General features: G+C 71.5%; 21 protein-coding genes. 5 read left to right on the top strand and 16 right to left on the bottom strand.

Annotation, left to right across the window (positions count from 1 at the left end; genetic code table 11):
- Positions 1–257 precede the first annotated feature (257 nt).
- Together HDC93_RS13395 and glnA are read right to left on the bottom strand one after the other, a co-directional pair.
- Positions 258–524 carry a hypothetical protein gene (locus HDC93_RS13395; RefSeq protein ID WP_185010378.1) on the bottom strand — a complete coding sequence of 89 codons (267 nt, stop codon included), beginning with the start codon at positions 522–524 and terminating at the stop codon, positions 258–260.
- A 112-nt stretch (positions 525–636) separates the two neighbouring features.
- Positions 637–2,046, bottom strand: coding sequence for a type I glutamate--ammonia ligase (glnA, locus tag HDC93_RS13390; protein ID WP_185010376.1), 1,410 nt, complete (start codon positions 2,044–2,046; stop codon positions 637–639).
- Positions 2,047–2,256: 210 nt separating this feature from the next.
- Between glnA and HDC93_RS13385 the strand changes: the two genes are divergently transcribed.
- Positions 2,257–2,724, top strand: a complete 468-nt coding sequence (locus HDC93_RS13385) for an RDD family protein (protein WP_185010374.1) — start codon at positions 2,257–2,259, stop codon at positions 2,722–2,724.
- A gap of 128 nt (positions 2,725–2,852) precedes the next feature.
- Here the strand turns inward: HDC93_RS13385 and HDC93_RS13380 are convergent, their stop codons facing one another.
- The 4 genes from HDC93_RS13380 to lipB form a co-directional block, all read right to left on the bottom strand.
- A complete protein-coding gene (locus tag HDC93_RS13380; protein ID WP_185010373.1) occupies positions 2,853–3,542 on the bottom strand; it encodes a DUF4191 domain-containing protein in 690 nt (229 codons plus the stop codon).
- Positions 3,543–3,617: 75 nt separating this feature from the next.
- Positions 3,618–3,821: a hypothetical protein gene (locus HDC93_RS13375; RefSeq protein ID WP_185010371.1), complete on the bottom strand. Its 204-nt coding sequence runs from the start codon at positions 3,819–3,821 to the stop codon at positions 3,618–3,620.
- A gap of 263 nt (positions 3,822–4,084) precedes the next feature.
- Positions 4,085–5,077: a lipoyl synthase gene (gene lipA / locus HDC93_RS13370; RefSeq protein ID WP_185010369.1), complete on the bottom strand. Its 993-nt coding sequence runs from the start codon at positions 5,075–5,077 to the stop codon at positions 4,085–4,087.
- Positions 5,078–5,180: 103 nt separating this feature from the next.
- Positions 5,181–6,005 (bottom strand): lipoyl(octanoyl) transferase LipB, encoded by an 825-nt coding sequence (gene lipB / locus HDC93_RS13365; RefSeq protein WP_185010367.1) that lies wholly within the window; start codon positions 6,003–6,005, stop codon positions 5,181–5,183.
- A gap of 238 nt (positions 6,006–6,243) precedes the next feature.
- Here lipB and HDC93_RS13360 point away from each other — a divergent pair, with 238 nt between their 5' ends.
- The gene (locus HDC93_RS13360) at positions 6,244–7,722 is read left to right on the top strand and encodes a regulator (RefSeq protein ID WP_185010366.1); all 1,479 of its coding nucleotides are present in this window, start codon (positions 6,244–6,246) and stop codon (positions 7,720–7,722) included.
- Positions 7,723–7,784: 62 nt separating this feature from the next.
- On the opposite strand, the gene HDC93_RS13355 is transcribed toward HDC93_RS13360, so the two are convergent.
- Positions 7,785–9,191 (bottom strand): NAD(P)/FAD-dependent oxidoreductase, encoded by a 1,407-nt coding sequence (locus HDC93_RS13355; RefSeq protein ID WP_185010365.1) that lies wholly within the window; start codon positions 9,189–9,191, stop codon positions 7,785–7,787.
- Between the two features lie 283 nt (positions 9,192–9,474).
- Positions 9,475–10,377, bottom strand: coding sequence for a TIGR01777 family oxidoreductase (locus HDC93_RS13350; RefSeq protein ID WP_185010364.1), 903 nt, complete (start codon positions 10,375–10,377; stop codon positions 9,475–9,477).
- 71 nt (positions 10,378–10,448) lie between these two features.
- Here HDC93_RS13350 and HDC93_RS13345 point away from each other — a divergent pair, with 71 nt between their 5' ends.
- A complete protein-coding gene (locus HDC93_RS13345; RefSeq protein ID WP_185010363.1) occupies positions 10,449–10,946 on the top strand; it encodes a GNAT family N-acetyltransferase in 498 nt (165 codons plus the stop codon).
- Between the two features lie 7 nt (positions 10,947–10,953).
- Here HDC93_RS13345 and HDC93_RS13340 read toward each other — a convergent pair whose 3' ends face one another.
- A complete protein-coding gene (locus HDC93_RS13340; RefSeq protein ID WP_185010362.1) occupies positions 10,954–12,138 on the bottom strand; it encodes a MarP family serine protease in 1,185 nt (394 codons plus the stop codon).
- A 190-nt stretch (positions 12,139–12,328) separates the two neighbouring features.
- On the opposite strand from HDC93_RS13340, the gene HDC93_RS13335 reads away from it, so the two are divergent.
- Together HDC93_RS13335 and HDC93_RS13330 are read left to right on the top strand one after the other, a co-directional pair.
- A complete protein-coding gene (locus HDC93_RS13335; protein ID WP_260419538.1) occupies positions 12,329–13,192 on the top strand; it encodes a peptidoglycan recognition protein in 864 nt (287 codons plus the stop codon).
- Positions 13,193–13,245: 53 nt separating this feature from the next.
- Positions 13,246–13,491, top strand: a complete 246-nt coding sequence (locus HDC93_RS13330; protein ID WP_221516670.1) for a hypothetical protein — start codon at positions 13,246–13,248, stop codon at positions 13,489–13,491.
- Here HDC93_RS13330 and HDC93_RS13325 read toward each other — a convergent pair whose 3' ends face one another.
- The 7 genes from HDC93_RS13325 to HDC93_RS13295 form a co-directional block, all read right to left on the bottom strand.
- A complete protein-coding gene (locus HDC93_RS13325) occupies positions 13,492–14,010 on the bottom strand; it encodes a DUF4240 domain-containing protein (RefSeq protein ID WP_185010432.1) in 519 nt (172 codons plus the stop codon). It lies immediately after the preceding gene.
- A gap of 56 nt (positions 14,011–14,066) precedes the next feature.
- Positions 14,067–15,053: a YafY family protein gene (locus HDC93_RS13320; RefSeq protein ID WP_185010361.1), complete on the bottom strand. Its 987-nt coding sequence runs from the start codon at positions 15,051–15,053 to the stop codon at positions 14,067–14,069.
- 174 nt (positions 15,054–15,227) lie between these two features.
- On the bottom strand, positions 15,228–17,930 hold the full coding sequence (gene aceE, locus HDC93_RS13315; RefSeq protein WP_185010359.1) for a pyruvate dehydrogenase (acetyl-transferring), homodimeric type: 2,703 nt from the start codon (positions 17,928–17,930) through the stop codon (positions 15,228–15,230).
- A 292-nt stretch (positions 17,931–18,222) separates the two neighbouring features.
- Complete coding sequence (locus HDC93_RS13310; protein ID WP_030837481.1) at positions 18,223–18,846, bottom strand: GntR family transcriptional regulator; 624 nt, start codon at positions 18,844–18,846, stop codon at positions 18,223–18,225.
- Between the two features lie 233 nt (positions 18,847–19,079).
- Positions 19,080–20,864 (bottom strand): 2-oxoglutarate dehydrogenase, E2 component, dihydrolipoamide succinyltransferase, encoded by a 1,785-nt coding sequence (gene sucB, locus HDC93_RS13305; RefSeq protein ID WP_185010357.1) that lies wholly within the window; start codon positions 20,862–20,864, stop codon positions 19,080–19,082.
- A 63-nt stretch (positions 20,865–20,927) separates the two neighbouring features.
- Entirely contained in the window at positions 20,928–22,316 is a 1,389-nt protein-coding gene (lpdA, locus tag HDC93_RS13300; protein ID WP_185010355.1) for a dihydrolipoyl dehydrogenase, read from the bottom strand.
- A 345-nt stretch (positions 22,317–22,661) separates the two neighbouring features.
- Positions 22,662–24,188 (bottom strand): leucyl aminopeptidase, encoded by a 1,527-nt coding sequence (locus HDC93_RS13295; RefSeq protein WP_185010353.1) that lies wholly within the window; start codon positions 24,186–24,188, stop codon positions 22,662–22,664.
- Positions 24,189–24,405: the final 217 nt, after the last annotated feature.

Here is a 24,405-nt window from a genome sequence, read left to right as displayed (position 1 = left end):
GCCGCCGGCATCTGGCACAACTGGACCACCAACGCCGCAATCAAACGATCACTGATCGCCTACGACCACTGAAGACATCGGACTCATTCATCTAGTGCCGCGGCAGGCAACGTTCGCCCCGTCGCGACGCCCGGCACGCACTCTCGCCGCACCGGGCACAAACCCAAGTACATCCAGATACGAGGGCATGCACCCGGCACGCCGAGAGCACGCACCGGACGCCGCTCCTTGACGGGCAAACGTTGCCTGCCGCGGCACTAGTACGGCACCCTGAAGTCGATGTACCCCAGCAGCACGATCACCGCCGCCACGCAGCCCAGCACCACGGCCGTCGAGATCCAGGAGGAGCGGCGGCGCGAACCGACGTGGTCCGGGTCGGCACGGAACGGCACCGGTCCGGGCGGGTCGTGCTTCCAGCGCGCGGTGAGCATACGGGCCCGGGCCGAGGGCTCCTTGTGCTCGGCTCCGTCCGCCCATCTGAGGTCGAACTCGCGGCCCTGATCGTCCTGTTCGTGCTCGGGCATTCCCGCTCCACCCCCGTGTGGTCCTTGCCCCCAAGAATAGAACAAGCGCCCGCGCCCCCGCCGTCGGAAAGGACGGCGGGGGCGCGGGCGTGATGCCTCGGTCAGGCGTCGATCACACGTCGAAGTACAGCTCGAACTCGTGCGGGTGCGGACGCAGCTGCAGTGGCGCGATCTCGTTCGTGCGCTTGTAGTCGATCCACGTCTCGATCAGGTCCGGGGTGAACACGTCGCCCTGGAGCAGGAACTCGTGGTCGGCCTCCAGGCGGTCGAGGACGGCCGGGAGGGAGGTCGGCACCTGCGCGACGCTCGCGTGCTCCTCGGGAGCCAGCTCGTAGAGGTCCTTGTCGATCGGCTCGGCCGGCTCGATCTTGTTCTTGATGCCGTCGAGGCCCGCGAGGAGGAGGGCCGAGAAGGCGAGGTACGGGTTGCCGGAGGAGTCGGGCGCGCGGAACTCGACGCGCTTGGCCTTCGGGTTGGAGCCCGTGATCGGGATACGCATGGCCGCGGAGCGGTTGCGCTGCGAGTACACCAGGTTGATCGGCGCCTCGAAGCCCGGGACCAGACGGTGGTAGGAGTTCACCGTCGGGTTGGTGAAGGCCAGCAGCGACGGGGCGTGCTTGAGGATGCCGCCGATGTAGTAGCGGGCGGTGTCCGACAGGCCCGCGTAACCGGCCTCGTCGTAGAACAGCGGCTGGCCGCCGGTCCACAGCGACTGGTGGACGTGCATGCCCGAGCCGTTGTCACCGAAGATCGGCTTCGGCATGAAGGTCGCGGTCTTGCCGTTCTGCCAGGCCACGTTCTTCACGATGTACTTGAAGAGCTGCAGGTCGTCGGCGGCGGCGAGCAGCGTGTTGAACTTGTAGTTGATCTCGGCCTGGCCGGCGGTGCCCACCTCGTGGTGCTGGCGCTCGACCTGCAGGCCTGAGGCGGCCAGCTGGAGGGAGATCTCGGCACGCAGGTCGGCGAAGTGGTCGACCGGCGGGGTCGGGAAGTAGCCGCCCTTGTAGCGAACCTTGTAACCACGGTTGTTCTCGACCGCACCGGTGTTCCAGGCGCCGGCCTCGGAGTCGATGTGGTAGAAGGACTCGTTCGCGCTGGTCGCGAAGCGGACGGAGTCGAAGACGTAGAACTCGGCCTCGGGACCGAAGTACGCGGTGTCCGCGATACCGGTCGACGCGAGGTAGGCCTCGGCCTTCTTCGCCACGTTGCGCGGGTCACGGGAGTACTGCTCACCAGTGATCGGGTCGTGGATGAAGAAGTTGATGTTGACCGTCTTGTCGCGGCGGAACGGGTCGACCCGGGCGGTCGACAGGTCCGCGCGGAGCGCCATGTCGGACTCGTGGATGGCCTGGAAGCCGCGGATCGAGGAGCCGTCGAAGGCGAGCTCCTCGGCCGGGTCGAAGGCCTCGGCAGGGATCGTGAAGTGCTGCATCACGCCCGGCAGGTCGCAGAAGCGGACATCGATGAACTTGACGTCCTCGTCCGCGATGAACTTCTTGGCCTCGTCGGCGTTCTGGAACATCCAGCTCCTCCTACTCCCGACCGTCCCGCCGGGGTGGTAGTTCGTTCGTGCGGCCGGTGCGGGTGGCACACGCTGACCTCGACCCTAGGGACGGGTGGTTTCTCGGGCGTGACTCGTTTGTTTCGCACAAGTTAACCGGCTCCCCTTCCACCGTAGCCCGGACACACCCCTCCGTGCCCTGGTCGTTTTCGGGCGCAGTACCGTGGACGGGTGGACAACAGGCAAGCACTGGGATCGTGGCTCTCCGGGCCCCGCGCGGCCGCGGAAGAGGCCGGTGTCGACTTCGGATACCGGGGCGAGCAGCTCGGCCTGCCCGAGGAGGGACCCGGCTCGATCGCCCGCCCGGGCCGCCGGATCGGCGCCCTCGCCGTCGACTGGGGCCTTTGTCTCCTGATCGCATACGGTCTCATCACGCAGAGCTACAACGAGGCGGCCCAGATCTGGGCGCCGCTCATCATGTTCGCGCTGATGGTCCTCACGGTCGGTACGGTCGGCTTCACCCCGGGCAAGCGCCTGTTCGGCCTGCGGGTGCTCGCCCTGGACACCGGCCGGGTCAGCCCCTGGCGCGCCGCGCTGCGCACGGTCCTGCTCTTCCTCGCGATCCCCGCGCTGATCTGGGACCGCGACGGCCGCGGCCTGCACGACCGGCTGGCGGGCACGGTCGAGGCCCGCATCTGACCTGCGGCGCCGCCGCCCAAGAAGATGCATCTGACCTGCGGCGCCGCCGCCCAAGAAGATCCGGCATGCACCACGAGGGGCGCCCGGTGTGATCCGGGCGCCCCTCGTTCATGTCGGTGTGCGGAGTGTCAGCGAGCCTTCGGCAGCCGCATGCCCTTCGGCATCGGCCCCTTCGGCAGCGGCATGTTGCTCATCAGGTCACCGAGGGCGCGCAGCCGGTCGTTGGTGGCCGTGACCTGCGGGCCGGTCAGCACGCGCGGGAGCTTGAGCATGGTCGTCCGGAGCTTCTTCAGCTCGACCTGGCCCTCGCCCGTGCCCACGACCAGGTCGTGCACCGGGACGTCCGCGACGATGCGGTTCATCTTCCGCTTCTCGGCGGCCAGCAGGGTCTTCACCCGGTTCGGGTTGCCCTCGGCGACCAGCACGATGCCGGCCTTGCCGACCGCGCGGTGCACCACGTCCTGGTTGCGGTTCATCGCCACCGCGGGGGTCGTCGTCCAGCCCCGGCCGATGTTGTCGAGCACCGCGGCCGCGGCGCCGGGCTGTCCCTCCATCTGCCCGAAGGCGGCCCGCTCGGCCCGGCGCCCGAACACGATCGCCGACGCGAGGAAGGCGAGCAGGAGGCCCAGGATGCCGAGATAGATGGGGTGACCGATCAAGAAACCGATCGCGAGGAAGACACCGAAGGTGACGATTCCGACTGCCGCGAGTACAAGACCGATCTTCTTGTCGGCCTTGCGGGTCATCTTGTAGGTCAGAGCGATCTGCTTCAGTCGCCCGGGGTTCGCAGCGTCCGCTGCAGGTTCCTTCCTCGCCATGCCACGAAGTCTACGTGGCCCCACAAGCGCCGACGACGGCAGTGCCCGCGGGGGCCCCTGGGGGAGGGCCGGGGGTCAGGAACGGACGGACAGGGACTGCTCGATGACGCGCTGCGTCTCGACCCGGTCCTTGGCGCGACGGCGGTCCTCCAGCACGGAGGTCCAGGCGTTGCGGCGGGCGGTGCGCTGACCGCTGCTCATCAGCAGCGACTCGACGGCGCGCAGTGCGGTCGTGAAGGACGGAATCGCGGTGGCGCGGACGGGCGGCGCGGCCTGCATGGGTGAGGTCCCCCCTCGGGTGGCGGGTGTACGTGCTGTGAGTTCAGCGTCACTGATTGGTGTTACCAGGGCGTGACCGGCCGGTCAAACACCCATGAAACCCTGGCGGGGAGTGGTGGAACGCCGACGCGGTCCTGACATGTGCCCTCATCTGCGAGGACGGTCAGGACCGCGTCAAATCGGTCGCTACCGGTGGGTAGTCTCTTGTGCGCGAGTTCACACGCTTGTCCCGCCCCTTGAGGGGCAGGGGTGGTGACGGTCCGTCAGACGGCCTGCGCCGCGATGTGGTGGCCGTCCCCCTGCCGCGGAGCGGCCGAATGACGCTGCTCCATGGCCATCTGGTAGAGCCGCCCGGCGCGGTACGAGGAGCGCACCAGCGGTCCGGACATCACGCCGGAGAAGCCGATCTGCTCGGCCTCGTCCTTCAGCTCCACGAACTCGTGGGGCTTCACCCAGCGCTCCACCGGGTGGTGGCGCACGGAGGGCCGCAGGTACTGCGTGATGGTGACCAGCTCGCAGCCCGCGTCATGCAGCTGCTGCAACGCCTCGCTCACCTCCTCGCGGGTCTCGCCCATGCCGAGGATGAGGTTCGACTTGGTCACCAGGCCGTAGTCGCGCGCCTCGGTGATCACCTTCAGGGAGCGCTCGTAGCGGAAGCCGGGGCGGATGCGCTTGAAGATCCGCGGGACCGTCTCGACGTTGTGCGCGAAGACCTCGGGCCGGGAGGAGAAGACCTCCGCCAGCTGCTCGGGGACCGCGTTGAAGTCGGGGGCCAGCAGCTCGACCTTGGTGCGGCCGGCCTCGCGGCCCGCGGTCTGCTGGTGGATCTGGCGCACGGTCTCGGCGTACAGCCAGGCGCCGCCGTCCTCCAGGTCGTCGCGGGCGACGCCGGTGATCGTGGCGTAGTTCAGGTCCATCGTGACCACGGACTCGCCGACGCGGCGGGGCTCGTCGCGGTCGAGCGCCTCGGGCTTGCCGGTGTCGATCTGGCAGAAGTCGCAGCGCCGGGTGCACTGGTCGCCACCGATGAGGAAGGTGGCCTCCCGGTCCTCCCAGCACTCGTAGATGTTGGGGCAGCCGGCTTCCTGGCAGACCGTGTGCAGGCCCTCGCTCTTCACGAGCTTCTGCATCGCGGTGTACTCGGGACCCATTTTCGCCCGGGTCTTGATCCACTCGGGCTTGCGCTCGATGGGGGTCTGGCTGTTGCGGACCTCCAGGCGCAGCATCTTGCGTCCGTCGGGTGCGACTGCGGACACGACCGGCTCCCTAGCGATTGATTCTTCGGCGTCCTCAAGGGTACGCCCGTTGATTTGAAAGCCTGTGCGGGTGGCTACCCCTCCAGCACCGCCACGGGCCGCTTTATGCCGCCGGCGTCTTCTCGATCTCCCGGGGCTTGAGGTCCGCGTTCTCCAGGACCTCCCGCAGATGGCGCTCCACGACCGGCAGGACCTCCTCGATCGTGACGTCCCGGCCGAGCTCGCCGGCCAGCGAGGCGACGCCCGCGTCACGGATGCCGCACGGGATGATCCGGTCGAACCACTTGTTGTCGGGGTTCACGTTGAGCGCGAAGCCGTGCATCGTGACGCCCTTGGCCACGCGGATGCCGATCGCGGCGATCTTGCGGTCCTCCCGGCGCTGCCCCGCGTTGGACGGCGCGTACTCCGGGCCGTTCATGCGCGGGTCGAACTCCTCGTCGTGCAGCCGGGGGTCGAAGTCCAGCGACAGCCCTCCTCCAGCCTCCGGCCGGGGGGACCCCCAGGCGGGGCGCTGCTCGACCGGGTCGCCCAGGATCCACACGCCGCTGCGGCCCTCGACCCTGCTCGTCTCCAGGCCGAACTCCGCGCAGGCGCGGATCAGGGCCTCCTCGAGGCGGCGCACGTGCGCCACGACGTCCACCGGCCGCGGGAGCTTCTGGATGGGGTAGCCCACCAGCTGGCCGGGGCCGTGCCAGGTGATCTTGCCGCCGCGGTCCACGTCGATGACCGGCGTGCCGTCGAGGGGGCGCTCGTTGTCCGCCGTGCGACGTCCGGCCGTGTAGACCGGGGGATGCTCCAGGAGCAGTACGGTGTCGGAGATCTCGTCGGCGAAGCGCGCCGCGTGCACGCGGCGCTGCTCGTCCCACGCCTCCTGGTACTCGACGGCCTCGTCACCGAACCCCATGCGGACGAACCGCAACTCACTCACGGCAAGCGCCTCCCTCGAACGCGTGTGTCAGGCACGTAACGCGCCCAAGCCACTGTACGTCCGGCCCGGGCTCGTCAGTCCCGAGGCCAATCCTCACACGATCGGATGAATGTCCGTGAAAATGTGTGATGGGGTGCTTACTCTCCGCTACATTCGCGCCGTCCAGCAAGCCAAAAGGCCTGCTCACAGGCAATCCGGCACGTCACCGACACCGGAAGGCAGGAGACCGCACCGCACCATGACGGAACGACCCGCGCAGCGCACCCCCAACCGACAGCTCGCCGCGCTCATCGCAGAAGCGGGGTTCTCCAACGCGGGACTCGCCCGTCGCGTGGACCAGCTCGGTCTCGAACACGGGCTCGACCTGAGATACGACAAGACATCCGTCACCCGGTGGCTGCGCGGTCAGCAGCCCAGGGGCACCACCCCCGCCCTGATCGCCGAGGTCTTCACCCGGCGCCTGGGCCGCCGCCTCACCGCCCAGGACCTCGGCCTGGACGCCTGTGCCCCCGTCTACGCGGGGCTGGAGTTCGCCGCCACCCCCGAGGAGGCCGTCGACATCGTCAGCGGGCTGTGGCGCAAGGACTCCGGCAGTCACGCCGAGCTCCGCAAGATCGCCTTCACCCCGGCCGGGCTCGTCGTGCCCAGCAGGGACTGGCTGATCGGCCGGGCCGACGAGAAGGTCGCCCGGGGCGAGCCGGCCCCCGCCCGCATCCCGGCCCAGGGCCGCCCCGCCCTGCACCCCACGGGCACGGCCGAGCAGGGCGTGCCGTCCCTGCCCCGCCAGCGCGGCCAGGCCGAGCGCGGGCCCGGCCAGAAGGTCACCGCCGGCGACATCGCGGCTCTGCGCTCGGTCGGCGAGCTGTTCCGCACCCTCGACGACGCCTACGGCGGCGGCCACGCCCGTCAGGCCCTCGTGCGCTACCTGGAGCACGAGTGCGAGCCCATGCTGCGCGGCACCTACGGCGAGCAGGCCGGCCGCCGGCTGTTCGCGGCCGCCGCCGACCTGACCCAGCTCGCGGGCTGGACGTCGTACGACATCGCCGCGCACGGACTCGCCCAGCGCTACTTCGTGCAGGCGCTGCGGCTCGCCCAGGCGGCCGGAGACCGCACGTACGGGGCCTATGTGCTGGTCACCATGAGCCGCCAGGCCGTCTACCTCGGGCACGGGCGCGAGGCCGTCCAGCTCGCGCGCGTGGCCCAGCAGGGCGTCGGCACCTCCGGGCCGCCCGTCGTGCAGGCCCTGCTGCACGCCTCCGAGGCGCGCGGGCACGGGGTGCTCGGCGAGGTCAGGGCCTGCACCGCCGCCCTGGTCCGCGCCGAACGCGCCCTGGAGACGGCCCGGCCCGGCGACGACGTCCCGCACTGGGCGAAGTTCTTCGACGAGGCCCAGCTCGCCGACGAGTTCGGCCACTGCCACCGCGACCTGCAGCAGTTCCGCTCCGCCGCCCAGCACGCGGAACGCTCACTCCAGCTGCGGGCCCCCTCCTTCGCCCGTAGCCGGCTCTTCTGCCGGGTGGTCCTCGCCACCGCCCGCCTGGGCCTCGGCGAACTCGACCAGGCCTGCCAGCTGGGAGCGGAGGCGGCGGGCCAGGCCGCCGAGATGCGTTCGGTGAGGGCCGTGGAATACGTGAGGGACTTCGAACGGAGACTGGAACCGTACAGGGACGCGGCTCCGGTGCGGACGTACCGCGACAAGGTAGCGGCTTTGAGGTGAGGTTCTGAGGGGCGCGGGGAACTGCGCGACAAGCCACAGCGCACCCGCACCCGAAAGATCACCTACGCGGCCCTGGGCGCAGTCGGCACGGGCTCGGCGACATGCAGAGACCGCCCCGCCCCCAGATCCGCCAAGATCGCCGCGGACACCCGGTGCCCGGAGTGCAAAGCGCCCTGAACGGTACTGGTGTCCCGGTGATCCCCACACACGTACAGGCCCGCGAGCAACCGCACCGGCCGCCGCAGATCATGCGGCGGCCGCATCGCCGGCACCGCATCCACCGTCTGGTGCACGGCCAGCGTCTCCCACCGGGCCGTCGGCACCCCGTACAGCCGCGCCAGATGCATCCGCACCGCCGTGTCGACATCACCCGGCGGCCGCCCCAGCACCGTGGAGGAGACCAGCGCCCGCCCGGCCGGCGCCCGGGACGGATCGACGTCACTGACCACCGCCGTGTGCGCGACCGGCCCGCCGAGATCCGCGTCGAGCAGCAACGACGCTCCCGTCGCCGGAGGTTCGTCCGTGGTGTGGTGCACCACCGTCACCGGATGGAAGTCCGGCACCCGCAACCCGGGCAGCAGTTCGGCGGCGGCGCGCGCACCCGTCGCCACCAGGACCGCCCGGCACCGGATCGCACCGTGCTCCGCGGTCGTCACCGACGTCGTCGAGACGGAGGTGACGCGCACGCCGGTGTGGACCGTGCCCGGTGGAAGGGTGCGCGCCAGCAGCTCCGGCAGGGCCTCGGCGCCGCCCTCCGGCAGACACAACCGGCCCCGGGCGAAGGCGCGCAGCGCGAGGTCCGCGCACCGGCTGGACGTCGTCAGGCCCGGGTCGCACAGCAGCGCGGCGAGCAGCGGACGCAGGAAGCCGTCGATCGTACGGGCGGGCAGCCCGCGGGCCGCCAGGGCCTGGCCGGCGGGCAACTCCGGGCGGGCCAGCAGCCGTTCGGCCGGTGTGCCCGCCAGCCGGGTCAGGGCGGCCCCCAGCCGGGCCTGGTCGACGGCCGTGCCGAGCGGGGCGCCGGACCGGCTCCGCGGGACGGAGACCTGCCGCCCGGGCACGGCCACCGGCCTCCTCAACGGCCTGGACGCGGACGACGGGCGGGGAGCACTCGCCAGCGCGCGTACCGCATGCAGTGCGCCCCGTGCGCCCCCTGCGCCCGGTTGGACGCCCGCGCGATGGTGGCGTCCGTCGCCGTGCAGCAGGACACCGGGTGTGAAGGGCCGCAGCACCAGGCCGTCGAGACCGGGTGTCTGCCGTAGTTCGGGATACGCCGTGGACAGCAACTGGCCGATCCTGTCGAGCCGGAAACCGTCGACCTTCTCCGTCGCCATGCGGCCGCCGACCCCGTGGGCGGCCTCCAGGACCATGGTCGTCACTCCTGCGCTGGTCAGCCGGTGCGCGGCCGAGAGTCCGGCGACCCCGGCTCCCACGACGACCACGTCCGCCTGGTACGCGGGCTCAAGCACGTGCCCCTCCTCGATGTTGCGCGGGCGCTGGAGACGTCATGCCCTCAACAGGCCGCAGGGATACGCGAGTTCTGGTCGAGGGTAGGACCGTGATCGGTCAGGGGGAGTCGCGCATCGGCAGGGCACGGTCGCACAGCGGTCGCATACGGGCACCTGGTGGGCATGAAGTGGTCAAAGGGGGCTGGTGTGCGCCCAGGGGAGCTGTCTCGGAACGGCCGGTCGGATCCCGGACAGGCGGCCGGTGTGCGCCGCCCGGCCGGGTTCCGGCGGGGCTGGGAGGCCGTCACAGGGCCGCGCGGATCGCTCCCTCGATCTCCGGGAAGGCGAAGCGGAAGCCCGACTCCAGCAGGCGCGTCGGCAGCACCCGGGCGCTGCCGAGGACGTCCCCGGCCATCTCGCCGAGCACGGTGCGCAGGACGGTCGCGGGCACCGGGAACAGGGTCGGCCGGTGCAGCACACGGCCCATCGCCGCCGTGATCTCACGGTTCGTCACCGGGTGCGGGGCGGTGATGTTGAACGGCCCGGACAGGCCGTCGGTCTCGATCAGGTGCCGGATCGCGGCGACCTCGTCGTGCAGCGCGACGAACGACCAGTACTGCCGCCCGTCGCCCATCCGCCCGCCGGCCCCCGCCCGGAACAGCGGGAACAGCCGTGCCCAGGCGCCGCCCTCGCGGGAGACGACCAGCCCGGTCCGGGTGAACACCGTGCGGACCCCGGCCTCCTGGGCGGGTGCGGTCGCCCCCTCCCACTCCACGCACAGCGAGGGCAGGAAACCCTCTCCCGGGGGCGCGCTCTCGTCGACCGTCCGTTCGCCGGTCTCGCCGTAGTAGCCGATGGCGCTGCCGTTGACGAAGACCCGCGGGCGGTCCTTCGCGTCCAGCGAGGCGACCGCCTCGGCGAGGGCGGCCGTGCCGTTCACGCGGCTGTCGCGGATCCGCCGCTTGTAGGCGTCCGTCCAGCGCCGGTCGCCGACGCCGGCCCCCGCCACGTTGACCACGGCGTGGCAGCCGGCGAGCCCGGCCGCGTCCACGTGCCCGCCCTCGGGATCCCAGCGGATCTCCCCGGCCGCCCGGGGCGTGCCGCGCACCAGGCGGTGCACCTCGTGTCCGTCGGCGGTCAGGGAACGCACCAGGGCGCTGCCGATGAGACCGGAGGCACCCGCCACCGCAATCCTTGAATGTTCCATGAATCCATCCTGTCGGGTGGCTCCGTAAAACCCTTGCAAGGCCTTGATCCGCCCACCGTAGGGTGGCGCCCATGCCCGAGTTCCCCGCACCGCGCATCCGTGTCGCCCGGCCCGAGGACGGCGAGGAGCTGGCCCTGCTCGACCGGCTCACCTGGTCGCACCGGCACGCGGTGATGCCCGAGCCGCAGCCGCCGTACCCTCCCTTCTTCAGCGAGCGGCACGCCCCCGAGGACTGCCTGGTCGCCGAGCTCGGCGGGCGTCTCGCGGGCTATGTCCACCTCGGCTTCCCCACCCCGCTCGACTCGAACCGGCATGTGCGCCAGATCCAGGGCCTCGCCGTCGCCGAGGAGGCGCGCGGCCGTGGGGCGGGGCGGGCGCTGGTCCGGGCCGCCGTCGACGAGGCCCGTCGGCGCGGGGCCCGCCGCATCACCCTGCGGGTCCTCGGGCACAACACCGCGGCCCGGGCGCTCTACGAGGCCGAGGGGTTCGTGGTCGAGGGGATCCTGCCCGAGGAGTTCCTGCTCGACGGGACCTACGTGGACGACGTGTTCATGGGGCGCTTCCTGTGAGCCGGGGCTACGGGGCGGCCGGCTCGCCGGTGTCCACCGGTGTCGTCGCGCCCGCGGCGCTGCGCGCGTCGGAGGCGACCTCGTCCGCCGTCAGGACGTAACCCGTCTCGGCGTCCGAGGTGGAGCGGGCGAAGACCACTCCGTACACCCGGCCGTCCGTGGTGAGCAGGGGGCCGCCGGAGTTGCCGGGGCGGACCGTGGAGCGGATCGAGTAGATCTCGCGGGTGGCCGTCCCGTCGTTGTAGATGTTCTGGCCCGTCGCCCGCACCCGGTTCGCGACCGTCGCCGCCTGGAGGTTCAGGTCGCCGTCCTGCGGATAGCCCGCGACGACCGCCGAGTCGCCGCGCTCGGCGTCGTCGTCGAACCGCAGCACCGGGGCCTTCAGGCCCGGCACGTACAGCACGGCCACGTCCTTCTGCGGGTCGAACAGCACCACCCGCGCCTCGTACGTCCGCCCGACCCCGCCGATCTGCACGGTCGGTTCGTCGATGCCGGCCACCACATGGGCGTTGGTCATCACGTGCTCGCGCGCGTACACGAACCCGCTGCCCTCGCGGCCCTGGGTGCCCGTGACGCCCTCGACCTTCACCGTGCTCCGCTTGGCGGCGTCGGTCGCCGCGGCCGTGACGCTGTCGCCGGTGGGCCGGGCGACCTCGGCCGTCGACTCGTTCTCGAAGGGGTTGAAGACCTGAGGGAAGCCCGCCTGCGTCAGCGCGGACGTGGCCCCCGAGAACCAGGCCGGCGTCGTGTCCGGCATCGTCCGCTGCACCGCGCCGAGCAGCCGCGAGTCCCGGATCGCCGAGGTGACCAGCGGCGACGAGGACGCGCCCAGGACGCTGGCCGCCACCCACGCCACGATCAGCACCGCCACCGCGTTGGCCACGGCCCCGCCGACGCCGTCCGCCACCCGCAGCGGCCCCCGGTCCAGCTCCCGCCGCAGCCGCAGAGCCAGGCGCCCCGCCAGCTCGTGCCCCACCACCGCCGGGAGCAGCACCGTGAACACCGCCGCAAGCGTCGCCCGCGTCGTCCCCGGCTCCACCAGGTCCATGACCCACGGCAGGGCCCACACGCCGACGACCGCACCGCCCACGAAGCCCGCCAGCGACACACAGCCGGCCACCAGCCCGCGCCGGTACCCGGACGCCGCGTAGGCCAGGACGACCAGCAACAGCAGGATGTCGAGCAGGTCCACGCACGCCGCCTTTCTCTCGGAACCCCTAATACGCGGGGCGAGGGCCCGGTGATCAGTCACACGCGCACGCGTTGATCGGAATCGGCCACGTGGGCGTGCACAGGGAAAAACGTCGCGGACCGTGACGATGGTTCCACCGGGTGGCACATCACACATCGCGGACGGACCGGATCAGGCCGACAGTGGGACCATGCGTGTCTTCCGAAGACGGCGGGGCGCACGCAGGCACTCCGCCGACGGGACACCCGGCATAGCCGGCCTGCCACGCGCGGCCCGGGTACTGCTCGGCTGCCTGCCGGGCGTCGCCGCCGTCGTGGCGCTGTTCCTGTGCGCCCACGGCGTCGAGAAGGCCGCCGACACCGGATCCCGCGCCGCCCCGCCCCGCTCCCCGGGCACCTCCTACACCGCCCCGCGCCCGCCCATCGAGCCGAGAGCGCACTGGCTGGGCGACGCCGCACGCGCCCAGCCGCGCCCGCGCTACGACGACCGGGTCGCCGCCGTCTTCGTCCACCACACCGACTCGCCCAACGGCTACGGCTGCGCCGACGCGCCCCGCATCATCCGGGACCTCTACACCGGCCAGACCGGTACCCGCGACTGGGACGACATCGGCTACAACTTCGTCGTCGACCGCTGCGGAACCATCTACGAGGGCCGCGCCGGGGGCGTGGAACGCGCCGTCACCGGCGCCCACACCCAGGGCTTCAACCACCGCACCGCGGGCATCGCCGCCCTCGGCACCTTCACCGAGGGCATGCCCGTCCCGCAGGCCATGATCCGCTCGATCGCCGCGCTGTCCGCCTGGAAGCTGGGCATGACCGGCACCGACCCGCGCTCGGACGTCCGCCTGGTCTCCAGCAACGGCCTGAGCCGGTACGCGGCCGGGTCCACCGCCCGGCTGCCCGCCCTCGCCGGGCACAACGACGGCTACATGACCAGCTGCCCGGGCGCCGCCCTGCACGCGCGCCTGCCCGAGATCCGGCAGCTCGCGGCCCGGCTCCAGGGCCGGCCGGACGGCCCACAGCAAGGCCACGGCGAACGCGCAGCCTCCTGAGATCCCGGTCTCCTACGGTCGTCCCCACAGGCAGCCGACTGGAGGTGGGGACCATGAAGGACGGTCGTACGAAGGCCCCGAGGCACGCGGGGAGCGCCGGGGAGCCGGTTGCGCGGGCGGTGGCCCCGCACGGCCCCTGGGCGGTGCTGTGCGCGGTCGTGACCGTCGTCCTGGGCCCGGCCGCGGTCACCGCCTGCGCGCTCGACCAGGCCAACGCCGCTCCGCTGCACCACGCGGTGCGGGCCGATCCGACGCACGCGTACATCCCGTCCGACGCGAGCCGCCGCCGGGACGCCTGATCAACCCCTGAAGCGCTCCCACAGCCGGGGGTAGCGCTCCGCGAGCAGCTCCTCGTTCTCGAAGTCGAGCGGCGTGCCCTCCGGTTCCGGGGGCGCCGGCGCGATCTCCAGGTCGGGCGCGACCACGCCGGTGAGCTGTTCGTAGGCCTCGTCCGCCGCGTAGCCGAGCTCCTCGCCGTCGCCGTCGATCTCCTCGTCGAAGTCGCCCAGCAGATCGGCGAGCGCGTCCGGGTCGTGCACGGCGCCCTCGAACACCTCGCGCCCCTGGCCGATCAGCCAGCACCGGAAGAAGTCGAAGGCGTCGTCGCTCGCCCCGTCGAGCAGCACCCACGCGGCGCCCCACAGGTCCCAGCGGTAGGCGCGGTTGTAGCGGGACTCGAAGTGACGGGCGAAGTCCAGGACCGAGTCCGGGTCCAGCTGGGCGAGCCGGTCCACGAGCAGGTCGGCCTGCTCCTCGGGGTCGCCCTCGGAGGCCTCCCGGGCGTCGTCCACCAGCTCCCAGAACTCCGTCTCGTCCATCACGGGTCAAGCATCGGCCCTGGGGCACAGGGGCGCACCCGGAGTGCGCGGGATCGTTATGCGCCGTTCTCGGGCCGGTAGAGCCGGGCCAGCCGCTCCGCGTCCGCCGCGAACCGCTCGCGCAGGCTCTCCGGCGCCAGCACCTCCACCTCCGGTCCCAGCGCCGCCAGCTGCGTGCGGGCGACCTCCTCGGACTCCACCGGCAGGGCCACCGTCACCCAGCCGTCCTCGTCCGGGGCGTCCGCGTCCGCCATTGCCTCCCCGGCGGTCAGCGCGTCGAGGGCGTACGGCAGTGCGCGTACGCCGTCGGGGGACAGCCGCACCACGACCCGCGCCCGCAGGATGGACCGCGCGAACTGCTCGGCACGCTCCTCCCAGAACGCGGGCAGGTCGAAATCGTGCTCCCGCTCGAAGCGCTCGCCGTCCGTGTCCACCGCCGTGAACCGGTCGATCCGGTACACCCGGAAGGACGCGCCCCGGGCCACCCGCGCGCACAGGTACCAGACGCCCGCCTTCAGCACGAGCCCGTACGGCTCCAGCTCCCGGACGACCTCGTCCTCACCGCGCCGGTAGCGGGCGCTGATCCGCCGGTCGTCCCACACCGCGTCGGCCACGGCCGGCAGCAGCTCGGGCGTCCTCGGCTCCTTGAACCAGTTCGGGGCGTCCAGGTGGAACCGCTGGGAGGCCGTCCTGGAGGCGTCCCGCAGGGAGGGCAGCAGCGCCGCCGACACCTTCAGCCGGGCCGCCGAGGCGGCGTCCTCCAGGCCCATCTCGCGCAGCGCCCCCGGCACGCCGGACAGGAACAGCGCCTCGGCCTCGCCGCGGTGCAGCCCGGTCAGCCGCGTCCGGTACCCGCCGACCAGCCGGTAGCCACCGACCCGGCCCCGGTCCGCGTACACCGGCACGCCCGCCTCCGACAGCGCCTGCGCGTCCCGGGTGACCGTCCGCTCCGACACCTCCAGCTCACGGGCGAGCTCGGCGGCCGTCATGGAGGGCCGGGACTGGAGCAACAGCACCATCTTGATCAGCCGGGCAGCACGCATGGGGCCATCATGGTGTGTGGTCGGGTGCGGGTGTGTGGGGACTGGTCGCGCGGTTACCCGCGCCCCTGAAAAGGCATGCTCGGGCACGCCCCTTCTTGGGGTGCGGGGAACTGCGCGACAGGCCCCCACCGGCCCGCGGTCGATGTACGACCGGGACCGATGAGGGCCCAGAACCTACAGGCCGTACTTCTCGCGCGCTTCCTTCACGGCCGTCGCCTTGACCTCGCCGCGCCCCGCGAGCTGGGCCAGGGCCGCGACGACGATCGACTCCGCGTCCACACCGAAGTGGCGGCGGGCCGCCTCACGGGTGTCCGAGAGGCCGAAGCCGTCGGCGCCCAGCGAGGACCAGTCCTGCTCGACCCACTGCGCGATCTGGTCCGGGACCTGGCGCATGTAGTCGGAGACCGCCAGCACCGGGCCGTCGGCACCCTGGAGCGCCTGCCGCACGAACGGCACCCGCTCCTCGCCGCGCAGCAGCGCCTCGTCCGCCTCCAGGGCGTCCCGGCGCAGTTCGCTCCAGGACGTCGCCGACCACACGTCGGCCGCCACGCCCCACTCCTCGGCGAGCAGCTGCTGCGCCTTGAGCGCCCAGTGGATCGCCGTACCGGAGCCGAGCAGCTGGATCCGCGGGGCGTCGGCCGGGGGCGTGATGCCCGCCGACTCCGCCGTGTTGAAGCGGTACAGGCCCTTGACGATGCCCTCGTCGACCCCGTCCACCGACGGCTTCGCCGGCTGGGGCATCGGCTCGTTGTAGACGGTCAGGTAGTAGAAGACGTTCTGGTCCTCGCCCGGGGCGGCCTCGCCGTACATCCGGCGCAGACCGTCCTTGACGATGGCCGCGACCTCGTAGGCGAACGCCGGGTCGTACGACAGCGCCGCCGGGTTGGTCGCCGCGATGACGGGGGAGTGGCCGTCGGCGTGCTGCAGGCCCTCGCCGGTCAGGGTGGTGCGGCCGGCCGTGGCGCCGACGAGGAAGCCGCGGCCGAGCTGGTCGCCGAGCTGCCACATCTGGTCGGCCGTGCGCTGCCAGCCGAACATCGAGTAGAAGATGTAGAACGGGATCATCGCCTCGCCGTGCGTCGAGTACGACGTCGAAGCGGCGATGAAGTCGGCCATCGAACCGGCCTCGGTGATCCCCTCGTTGAGGATCTGGCCGTTCTTGGCCTCCTTGTAGTACATCAGCTGGTCGCGGTCGACCGGCTCGTACGTCTGGCCCTTGGGCGAGTAGATGCCGAGGGACGGGAAGAGGCTCTCCATACCGAAGGTGCGGGCCTCGTCCGGGACGATCGGCACCCAGCGCTTGCCCGTCTCCTTGTCGCGGACCAGGTCCTTGACCAGACGGACGAACGCCATGGTCGTGGCCACGTTCTGCGAGCCGGATCCCTTGTCGAAGGAGGCGAACGCCTTCTCCGCGGGGGCGGGCAGCGGGGCGACCGGGTGCACGCGCCGGGCCGGGGCCGGACCGCCGAGGGCGGCGCGGCGCTCCTGGAGGTAGCGGACCTCGGGGGAGTCGGCGCCCGGGTGGCCGTAGGGCACCACGCCGTCGACGAAGTCGCTGTCCTTGATCGGCAGTTCGAGCAGGTCGCGCATGTTCTTGAACTCGTCCACCGAGAGCTTCTTCATCTGGTGGTTGGCGTTCTTCGACGCGAAGCCCTCGCCGAGGGTGTGGCCCTTGACCGTCTGGGCCAGGATCACGGTCGGCGCGCCCTTGTGCTCGACGGCGGCCTTGTACGCGGCGAACACCTTGCGCGCCTCGTGACCACCGCGCGAGAGGTGGAAACACTCGAGGATCTTGTCGTCGCTCAGCAGCTTCGCCATCTCCACGAGCGCCGGGTCGCCGCCGAAGAAGTCCTGGCGGATGTAGGCCGCGTCGCGGGTCTGGTACGTCTGGATCTGCGCGTCCGGTACCCGGCGCAGGCGGCGTACGAGCGCGCCCGTGGTGTCGAGCCGGAACAGCTCGTCCCAGGCCGTGCCCCACAGCGTCTTCACGACGTTCCAGCCGGCGCCGCGGAACTGGGCCTCCAGCTCCTGCACGATCTTGAAGTTGGCGCGGACCGGGCCGTCGAGGCGCTGCAGGTTGCAGTTGATGACGAACGTGAGGTTGTCCAGCTCCTCACGGGCCGCCAGCGCGAGGGCCGCCGTCGACTCGGGCTCGTCCATCTCGCCGTCGCCGAGGAACGCCCACACGTGCGAACCGGCGGTGTCCTTGATGCCGCGGTTGGCCAGGTAGCGGTTGAAGCGCGCCTGATAGATCGCCGAGAGCGGGCCGAGGCCCATGGAGACCGTCGGGAACTCCCACAGCCAGGGCAGGCGGCGGGGGTGCGGGTAGGAGGGCAGGCCGTTGCCGCCCGCCTCCCGGCGGAAGTTGTCGAGCTGCTCCTCGTTCAGGCGGCCGTCGAGGAACGCGCGGGCGTAGATGCCGGGGGAGGCGTGGCCCTGGATGTAGAGCTGGTCGCCGGAGCCGTCGGCCTCCTTGCCCTTGAAGAAGTGGTTGAAGCCGGTCTCGTACAGCCAGGCGGCCGAGGCGAAGGTGGCGATGTGGCCGCCGACGCCGTATTTGCTGCCCCGGGTCACCATCGCGGCCGCGTTCCAGCGGTTCCACGCGGTGATCCGCTGCTCCATCGCCTCGTCACCGGGCACGGCCGGCTCGGCGGAGGTCGGGATGGAGTTGACGTAGTCGGTCTCGAGGAGCTTCGGCAGCGCGATGCCGGCGCCTTCGGCGCGCTCCAGCGTGCGGCGCATCAGATATGCGGCACGGTGCGGCCCGGCTGCCTTGGTGACCGCGTCCAGGGAGGCCTGCCATTCGGCGGTCTCCTCCGGGTCCCGGTCGGGGAGCTGGTCGAGCTCGCTCGGCTGGATGGCGTTGGGGTCGGTCATGTCGCCGCCTTCCTCAGTCGAAGGGGGTTCCCTCACATAAGGGGATCGGGGGTGCCCTTTGTCTTTGGCAGGACAGGGCTGGGGCTTGGGTGCTGTAACACCATGCGGCTCTGCCGCGTGGGCCCGTCGGCGACTCTAACTCGCTGATCGATGATCGATCAAAGGGTTGAGGGGCAAAACCTCTTGATCACGAGAAAATAGGCACGCGGTGCCTCCGACGGTGGCACGCGGTGACCGATTTTCGAATGGTTTTCGCAGGTCGGAGGCGTTTGAGCGAAGGTGCGCTCGGGTGTCACGCCCGGGGAGCGCAGCCCAGGACGTGCGCCTTCACGAGTTCGGCGATCCGGGGGTCACGGCGCTTGAACGCGGCCACGAGCTCCTCGTGCTCCTCCGCGTACGACTGCTGCCGGGTGCCCAGCCAGCGGATCGACAGGGCCGTGAACACCTCGATGCCGAGGCCTTCCCAGGTGTGCAGCAGCACGGAGTTGCCCGCGGCGCGGACCAGTTCACGGTGGAAGGCGACGGTGTGGCGGACCTGTCCCGTGCCGTCGGAGCTGCGGTCGGCCTCGTACAGGGCGCTGACGTGGGGCTCCAGTGCCGAGCAGTCCTCCGCGAGGCCCTGGGCGGCCAGCTCCGCGGCGATGGCCTCCAGGCCGGCCCGGACCGGGTAGCTCTCCTCCAGGTCGGCGGCCGTGAGGTTGCGCACGCGCACGCCCTTGTTCGGAGCGGACTCGATCAGGCGCAGGGACTCCAGCTCGCGCAGGGCCTCGCGGACCGGGGTCTGGCTGACCTCCAGCTCGGTGGCGATCCGGCGCTCGACGATCCGCTCGCCCGGCTGCCAGCGTCCGCTGATGATCCCCTCCAGGATGTGCTCGCGGATCTGCTCGCGGAGCGAGTGGATGACGGGCGCGGTCATGAGGGCTCCTTACGCGGGATCGACGTTTAGACAATACGGCCGGTTCGCTCCGCCGGTGGGGCGGGTGAGGGCGCTTTGGTGCAGGTGAGACGAGACTTACACGGGGGTTCGGGATGGTCGTTCGGCTGACGGTCGGTTGTGGTTGCTCGCGCAGTTCCCCGCGCCCCTGGGGTACGACGGTGCCCCGCCCGGAAAATCCGGACGGGGCACCGAGGTGTGCGGCTGGTCGGCGATTACAGGCCGAGCTCGACCTCGAACTCGCCCGCCTCCAGGATGGCCTTGACCGCCGTCAGGTAACGGGCCGCGTCGGCGCCGTCCACCAGGCGGTGGTCGTAGGACAGGGTCAGGTACGTCATGTCGCGGACGCCGATGACCGTGCCCTCCTCCGTCTCGATGACGGCGGGACGCTTGACCGTCGCGCCGATGCCGAGGATCGCGACCTGGCCCGGCGGCACGATGATCGTGTCGAAGAGCGCACCGCGCGACCCGGTGTTGGAGATGGTGAAGGTCGCGCCGGACAGCTCGTCCGGGGTGATCTTGTTGGCGCGGACCTTGCCCGCCAGGTCGGCCGTGGCCTTGGCGATACCGGCGAGGTTGAGGTCACCGGCGTTCTTGATGACCGGGGTCATCAGGCCCTTCTCGGAGTCCACCGCGATGCCGACGTTCTCGGTGTCGAAGTAGGTGATGGTCCCCTCGGCCTCGTTGATCTTGGCGTTGATCGGCGCGTGCGCCTTCAGCGCCTGGGCCGCGGCCTTGACGAAGAACGGCATCGGCGAGAGCTTGACGCCCTCACGGGCCGCGAACGCGTCCTTGGCACGGGCGCGCAGCTTCATCAGGCGGGTGACGTCGACCTCGACGACCGAGGACAGCTGGGCCTGCTCGTGCAGGGCCTTGACCATGTTGTCGCCGATGACCTTGCGGATCCGCGGCATCTTCACGGTCTGGCCGCGCAGCGGGGACGCCTCCAGCACCGGGGCCTTCTTGGCGGCCGACGGGGCGGCAGCGGCGGGGGCCGGGGTGGCGGCGGCGCTCTTCGTGGCCTCGGCGGCGGCGACGACGTCCTGCTTGCGGATACGGCCGCCGACGCCGGTGCCCTTGACGGTGGCCAGGTCGACGCCCTGCTCGGCGGCGAGCTTGCGCACCAGCGGGGTGACGTAGGCGCCGTCGTCGGCCGGCTTGGCGGCGGCCGGAGCGGCCGGGGCCTGGGCCGGCGCGGGAGCCGACGGAGCCGGAGCCGGCTCGGGAGCCGGGGTGGTCTGTTGCTGCGGGGCCGGAGCCGACGGGGCCTGCGGGGCCGGGGCGGGCTGCGCCGGGGCCGGAGCCGGAGCCGGAGTGGGCTCGGGCTGGGCCGGGGCGGCCGGGGCCTCCTGCGCCGGGGCGGCGGCCGGAGCCGCACCCGCGACACCGATGACGGCGAGCTTGGCGCCGACCTCGGCGGTCTCGTCCTCGCCGACCACGATCTCCAGCAGTGTGCCCGAAGTCGGGGCCGGGATCTCGGTGTCGACCTTGTCGGTGGAGACCTCGAGCAGCGGCTCGTCGGCCTCGACGCTGTCACCGACCGACTTCAACCAGCGGGTGACGGTGCCCTCGGTGACGGACTCGCCGAGCGCGGGCAGGACGACGTCCGTGCCCTCGGCGGAGCCGCCGCCGGCAGCGGCGTCGGCGGAGGGAGCGGCCGCCGGGGCGGCCTGCTCGGTGGACGGGGCGGCCGCGGCCGGCTCGGGGGCCGGCTCGGCGACCTGCTCCGCGGCGGGGGCCGGCTCGGCAGCGGGCGCGCCGCTGCCGTCGTCGATCAGGGCCAGCTCGGCGCCGACCTCGACCGTCTCGTCCTCGGCGACCTTGATGGAAGCCAGGACACCGGCGGCGGGCGAAGGAATCTCGGTGTCGACCTTGTCGGTCGACACCTCGAGCAGCGGCTCGTCGGCCTCGACGCGCTCGCCCTCGGCCTTCAGCCAGCGGGTGACAGTGCCCTCGGTGACGCTCTCGCCGAGCGCCGGAAGGGTTACGGAAACCGCCATGGTTTCGGTTGCTCCTTACGGAAAGTGCGGAAGTCTGTGTCGTCGCGTGTGTCGACCGAGGGGTCAGTCGTGCGCGTGGAGGGGCTTGCCGGCCAGGGCCAGGTGGGCCTCGCCGAGCGCCTCGCTCTGGGTCGGGTGGGCGTGGATGAGCTGCGCGACCTCGGCGGGCAGCGCCTCCCAGTTGTAGATCAGCTGGGCTTCGCCGACCTGCTCGCCCATGCGGTCGCCGACCATGTGGACGCCGACGACGGCACCGTCCTTGACCTGGACGAGCTTGATCTCGCCCGCGGTGTTCAGGATCTTGCTCCTGCCGTTGCCCGCGAGGTTGTACTTCAGAGCGACGACCTTGTCCGCACCGTAGATCTCCTTGGCCTTGGCCTCGGTGATACCGACGGAGGCGACCTCCGGGTGGCAGTACGTCACCCGCGGGACACCGTCGTAGTCGATCGGAACGGTCTTCAGACCGGCCAGGCGCTCCGCCACCAGGATGCCCTCGGCGAAGCCGACGTGCGCGAGCTGGAGGGTCGGGACGAGGTCACCGACGGCGGAGATGGTCGGCACGTTCGTGCGCATGTACTCGTCGACCAGGACGTAGCCGCGGTCCATGGCGACGCCCTGCTCCTCGTAGCCCAGGCCCTGGGAGACCGGGCCGCGGCCGATGGCCACCAGCAGGACCTCGGCCTCGAACTCCTTGCCGTCGGCGAGGGTGACCTTGACGCCGTCCTGGGTGTACTCGGCCTTCTCGAAGAAGGTGCCCAGGTTGAACTTGATGCCGCGCTTGCGGAACGAGCGCTCCAGCAGCTTGGAGGAGTTCTCGTCCTCGACCGGGACGAGGTGCTTCAGGCCCTCGACGATCGTGACCTCGGTGCCGAAGGACTTCCACGCGGAGGCGAACTCGACGCCGATGACACCGCCGCCCAGGATGATCGCGGACTTCGGCACGCGGTCCAGGACGAGAGCGTGGTCGGAGGAGATGATCCGGTTGCCGTCGATGTCCAGGCCGGGCAGCGACTTCGGCACGGAGCCGGTCGCGAGCAGGATGTGGCGGCCCTCGACGCGGCGGCCGTTCACGTCGACGGACGTGGGGGAGGACAGCCGGCCCTCACCCTCGATGTACGTCACCTTCCGGGAGGCCACGAGCCCCTGCAGCCCCTTGTACAGGCCGGCGATCACGCCGTCCTTGTACTTGTGGACCCCGGCGATGTCGATGCCCTCGAAGGAGGCCTTCACACCGAACTGCTCGCTCTCGCGGGCCTGGTCGGCGATCTCGCCCGCGTGCAGCAGGGCCTTGGTGGGGATGCATCCCCGGTGCAGGCAGGTGCCGCCGACCTTGTCCTTCTCGATCAGGGCGACGTCCAGGCCCAGCTGCGCCCCGCGCAGGGCCGCGGCGTAACCACCGCTGCCACCGCCGAGGATCACTAGGTCGAAAACGGTGCTGGCGTCGTTCGCCACGTCACGTCCTCCATGCATGTGCGCCGTGAGCCGGTCTTCAGTGACCGGCAGGCGGCTGGTGTCCGGCCGCTCGTTCTTCGGCCCTTCGGTGGGGCCCTGTCCTGCCGAGCCCCATCTTCGCACTTGTCGGCACACAAGGAGACGCCGGGCTGCGGTGTGAGACGCCCCACGTTCAGATGAGCCAGGCCGGAACAGCGCCCGAAGGGGCGCGGGGCTGTGTCTGATCTGCGGCTCCGCCGCGCGGGCGCGAGGGCAGAGACCTGAGGGGCGCGGGGAACTGCGCGAACAGCCCCCACGCCCCCGCACGCGCCACACGACGGGCGAGACCGAGCTGTCAGGCGAGGCTCAGCCCAGATCGCCCGCAGCCGTCAGCTCGGCCAGCCGCACCAGCGTCCGCACGGCCGTCCCCGTGCCGCCCTTCGGCGTGTATCCGAACGGCCCGCTCTCGTTGAAGGCCGGCCCGGCGATGTCCAGGTGCGCCCAGGTGATGCCCTCGCCCACGAACTCGCGCAGGAACAGACCGGCGACCAGCCCGCCGCCCATCCGCTCACCCATGTTCGCGATGTCGGCCGTGGCCGAGTCCATCCCCTTGCGCAGGTGCTCCGGCAGCGGCATCGGCCACGCCGGCTCCCCGACCTCCTCGGCGGCTTCGCACAGCGCGGCGCGGAACGCGTCGTCGTTGCCCATGATCCCGAACGTCCGGTTGCCCAGCGCCAGCACCATCGCCCCGGTCAGCGTCGCCACGTCCACGATCGCGTCCGGCTTCTCCTGCGACGCCGCCCACAGCGCGTCGGCCAGCACCAGCCGGCCCTCGGCGTCGGTGTTGAGCACCTCCACCGTCTTGCCGCTGTACATCCGCAGCACGTCACCCGGACGGGTCGCGGACCCGGAGGGCATGTTCTCGGCCAGGGCGAGCCAGCCGGTGACGTTGACCTCCAGGCCGAGACGAGCGGCGGCGACGACCGCGGCGAACACCGAGGCCGCACCGGCCATGTCGCACTTCATCGTCTCGTTGTGACCGGCCGGCTTCAGCGAGATGCCGCCCGAGTCGTAGGTGATGCCCTTGCCGACGAAGGCGAGGTGCTTCTTCGCCTTGGAGGAGGTGTACGACAGCTTGACCAGGCGCGGGGTGGCCGCGGAGCCGGAGCCGACGCCGAGGATGCCGCCGTAGCCGCCCTTGGCCAGGGCCTTCTCGTCGAGCACCTGGATCCTGATGCCGTGTTCCTTGGCCGTGGCCTGGGCGATCGCGGCGAACGACTCGGGGTTCAGGTCGTTCGGCGGGGTGTTGACCAGGTCGCGGGAGCGGTTGAGCTCCTCGGACACGGCGACGGCCCGCTCGACCGCGGCCTTGTACGCCTTGTCGCGCGGCTTGCCGCCGAGCAGGACGATCTCGGCGAGGGGAGCCTTGCCGTTCTTCGCCTTGGGATCCTTGCCGTTGTCCTTGTAGGCGTCGAAGGAGTACGCGCCGAGCAGCGCGCCCTCCCCGATCGCACCGGCGTCGGCGGCGTCGTCCAGCGGCAGCGCGAAGGCGGCCTTCTTCGACCCGGCCAGGGCGCGGGCGGCGACGCCGGCGGCCTTGCGCAGGGCCTCGGTGCCGTACTCGGCGTCCTTCTCGGGGACCGTGCCCAGTCCGACCGCCAGGACGAGCGGTGTCTTGAAGCCGGACGGCGCCGGCAGCTTCGTCACCTCGCCCTCGCCGCCGGAGGCGCCGAGAGTCTCCAGAACGCCGGCGAGCCTGCCGTCGTACGCCTTGTCCACGGCCTCGGCGCCCGGTGCGACGACCGGTCCCTTGGCACCCTTGGCGACACCGATCACGATCGCGTCGGCCCGCAGGCCGGGCGCCGCGGAGGTGCTGAGAGTGAGAGCAGTCACGGTGGTGAAATCTCGCTTCCGATGTGAAGTTGCAGTGGTCGAACGGTGTGGGTCGACCGGGCCCGACAGCCGACCCTATTGCGACCTCAGGGTCCGGTGATCACGGGGCCTTCCCCGGTACGGCGAACACTCGACGACGAGACTACGCGCGTGGCCCCGTTCGCTCATTCCTGCGGGCGTTCACCTGTCGGTGGCGTAGTGGCCATTTCTTGATACG

Source organism: Streptomyces sp. AK010, from assembly GCF_014207295.1.
Classification (GTDB): Bacteria; Actinomycetota; Actinomycetes; order Streptomycetales; family Streptomycetaceae; genus Streptomyces; species Streptomyces massasporeus.
Note: the sequence above shows the minus strand (reverse complement) of the source record. Positions and strands in the feature narration are given on the sequence as shown.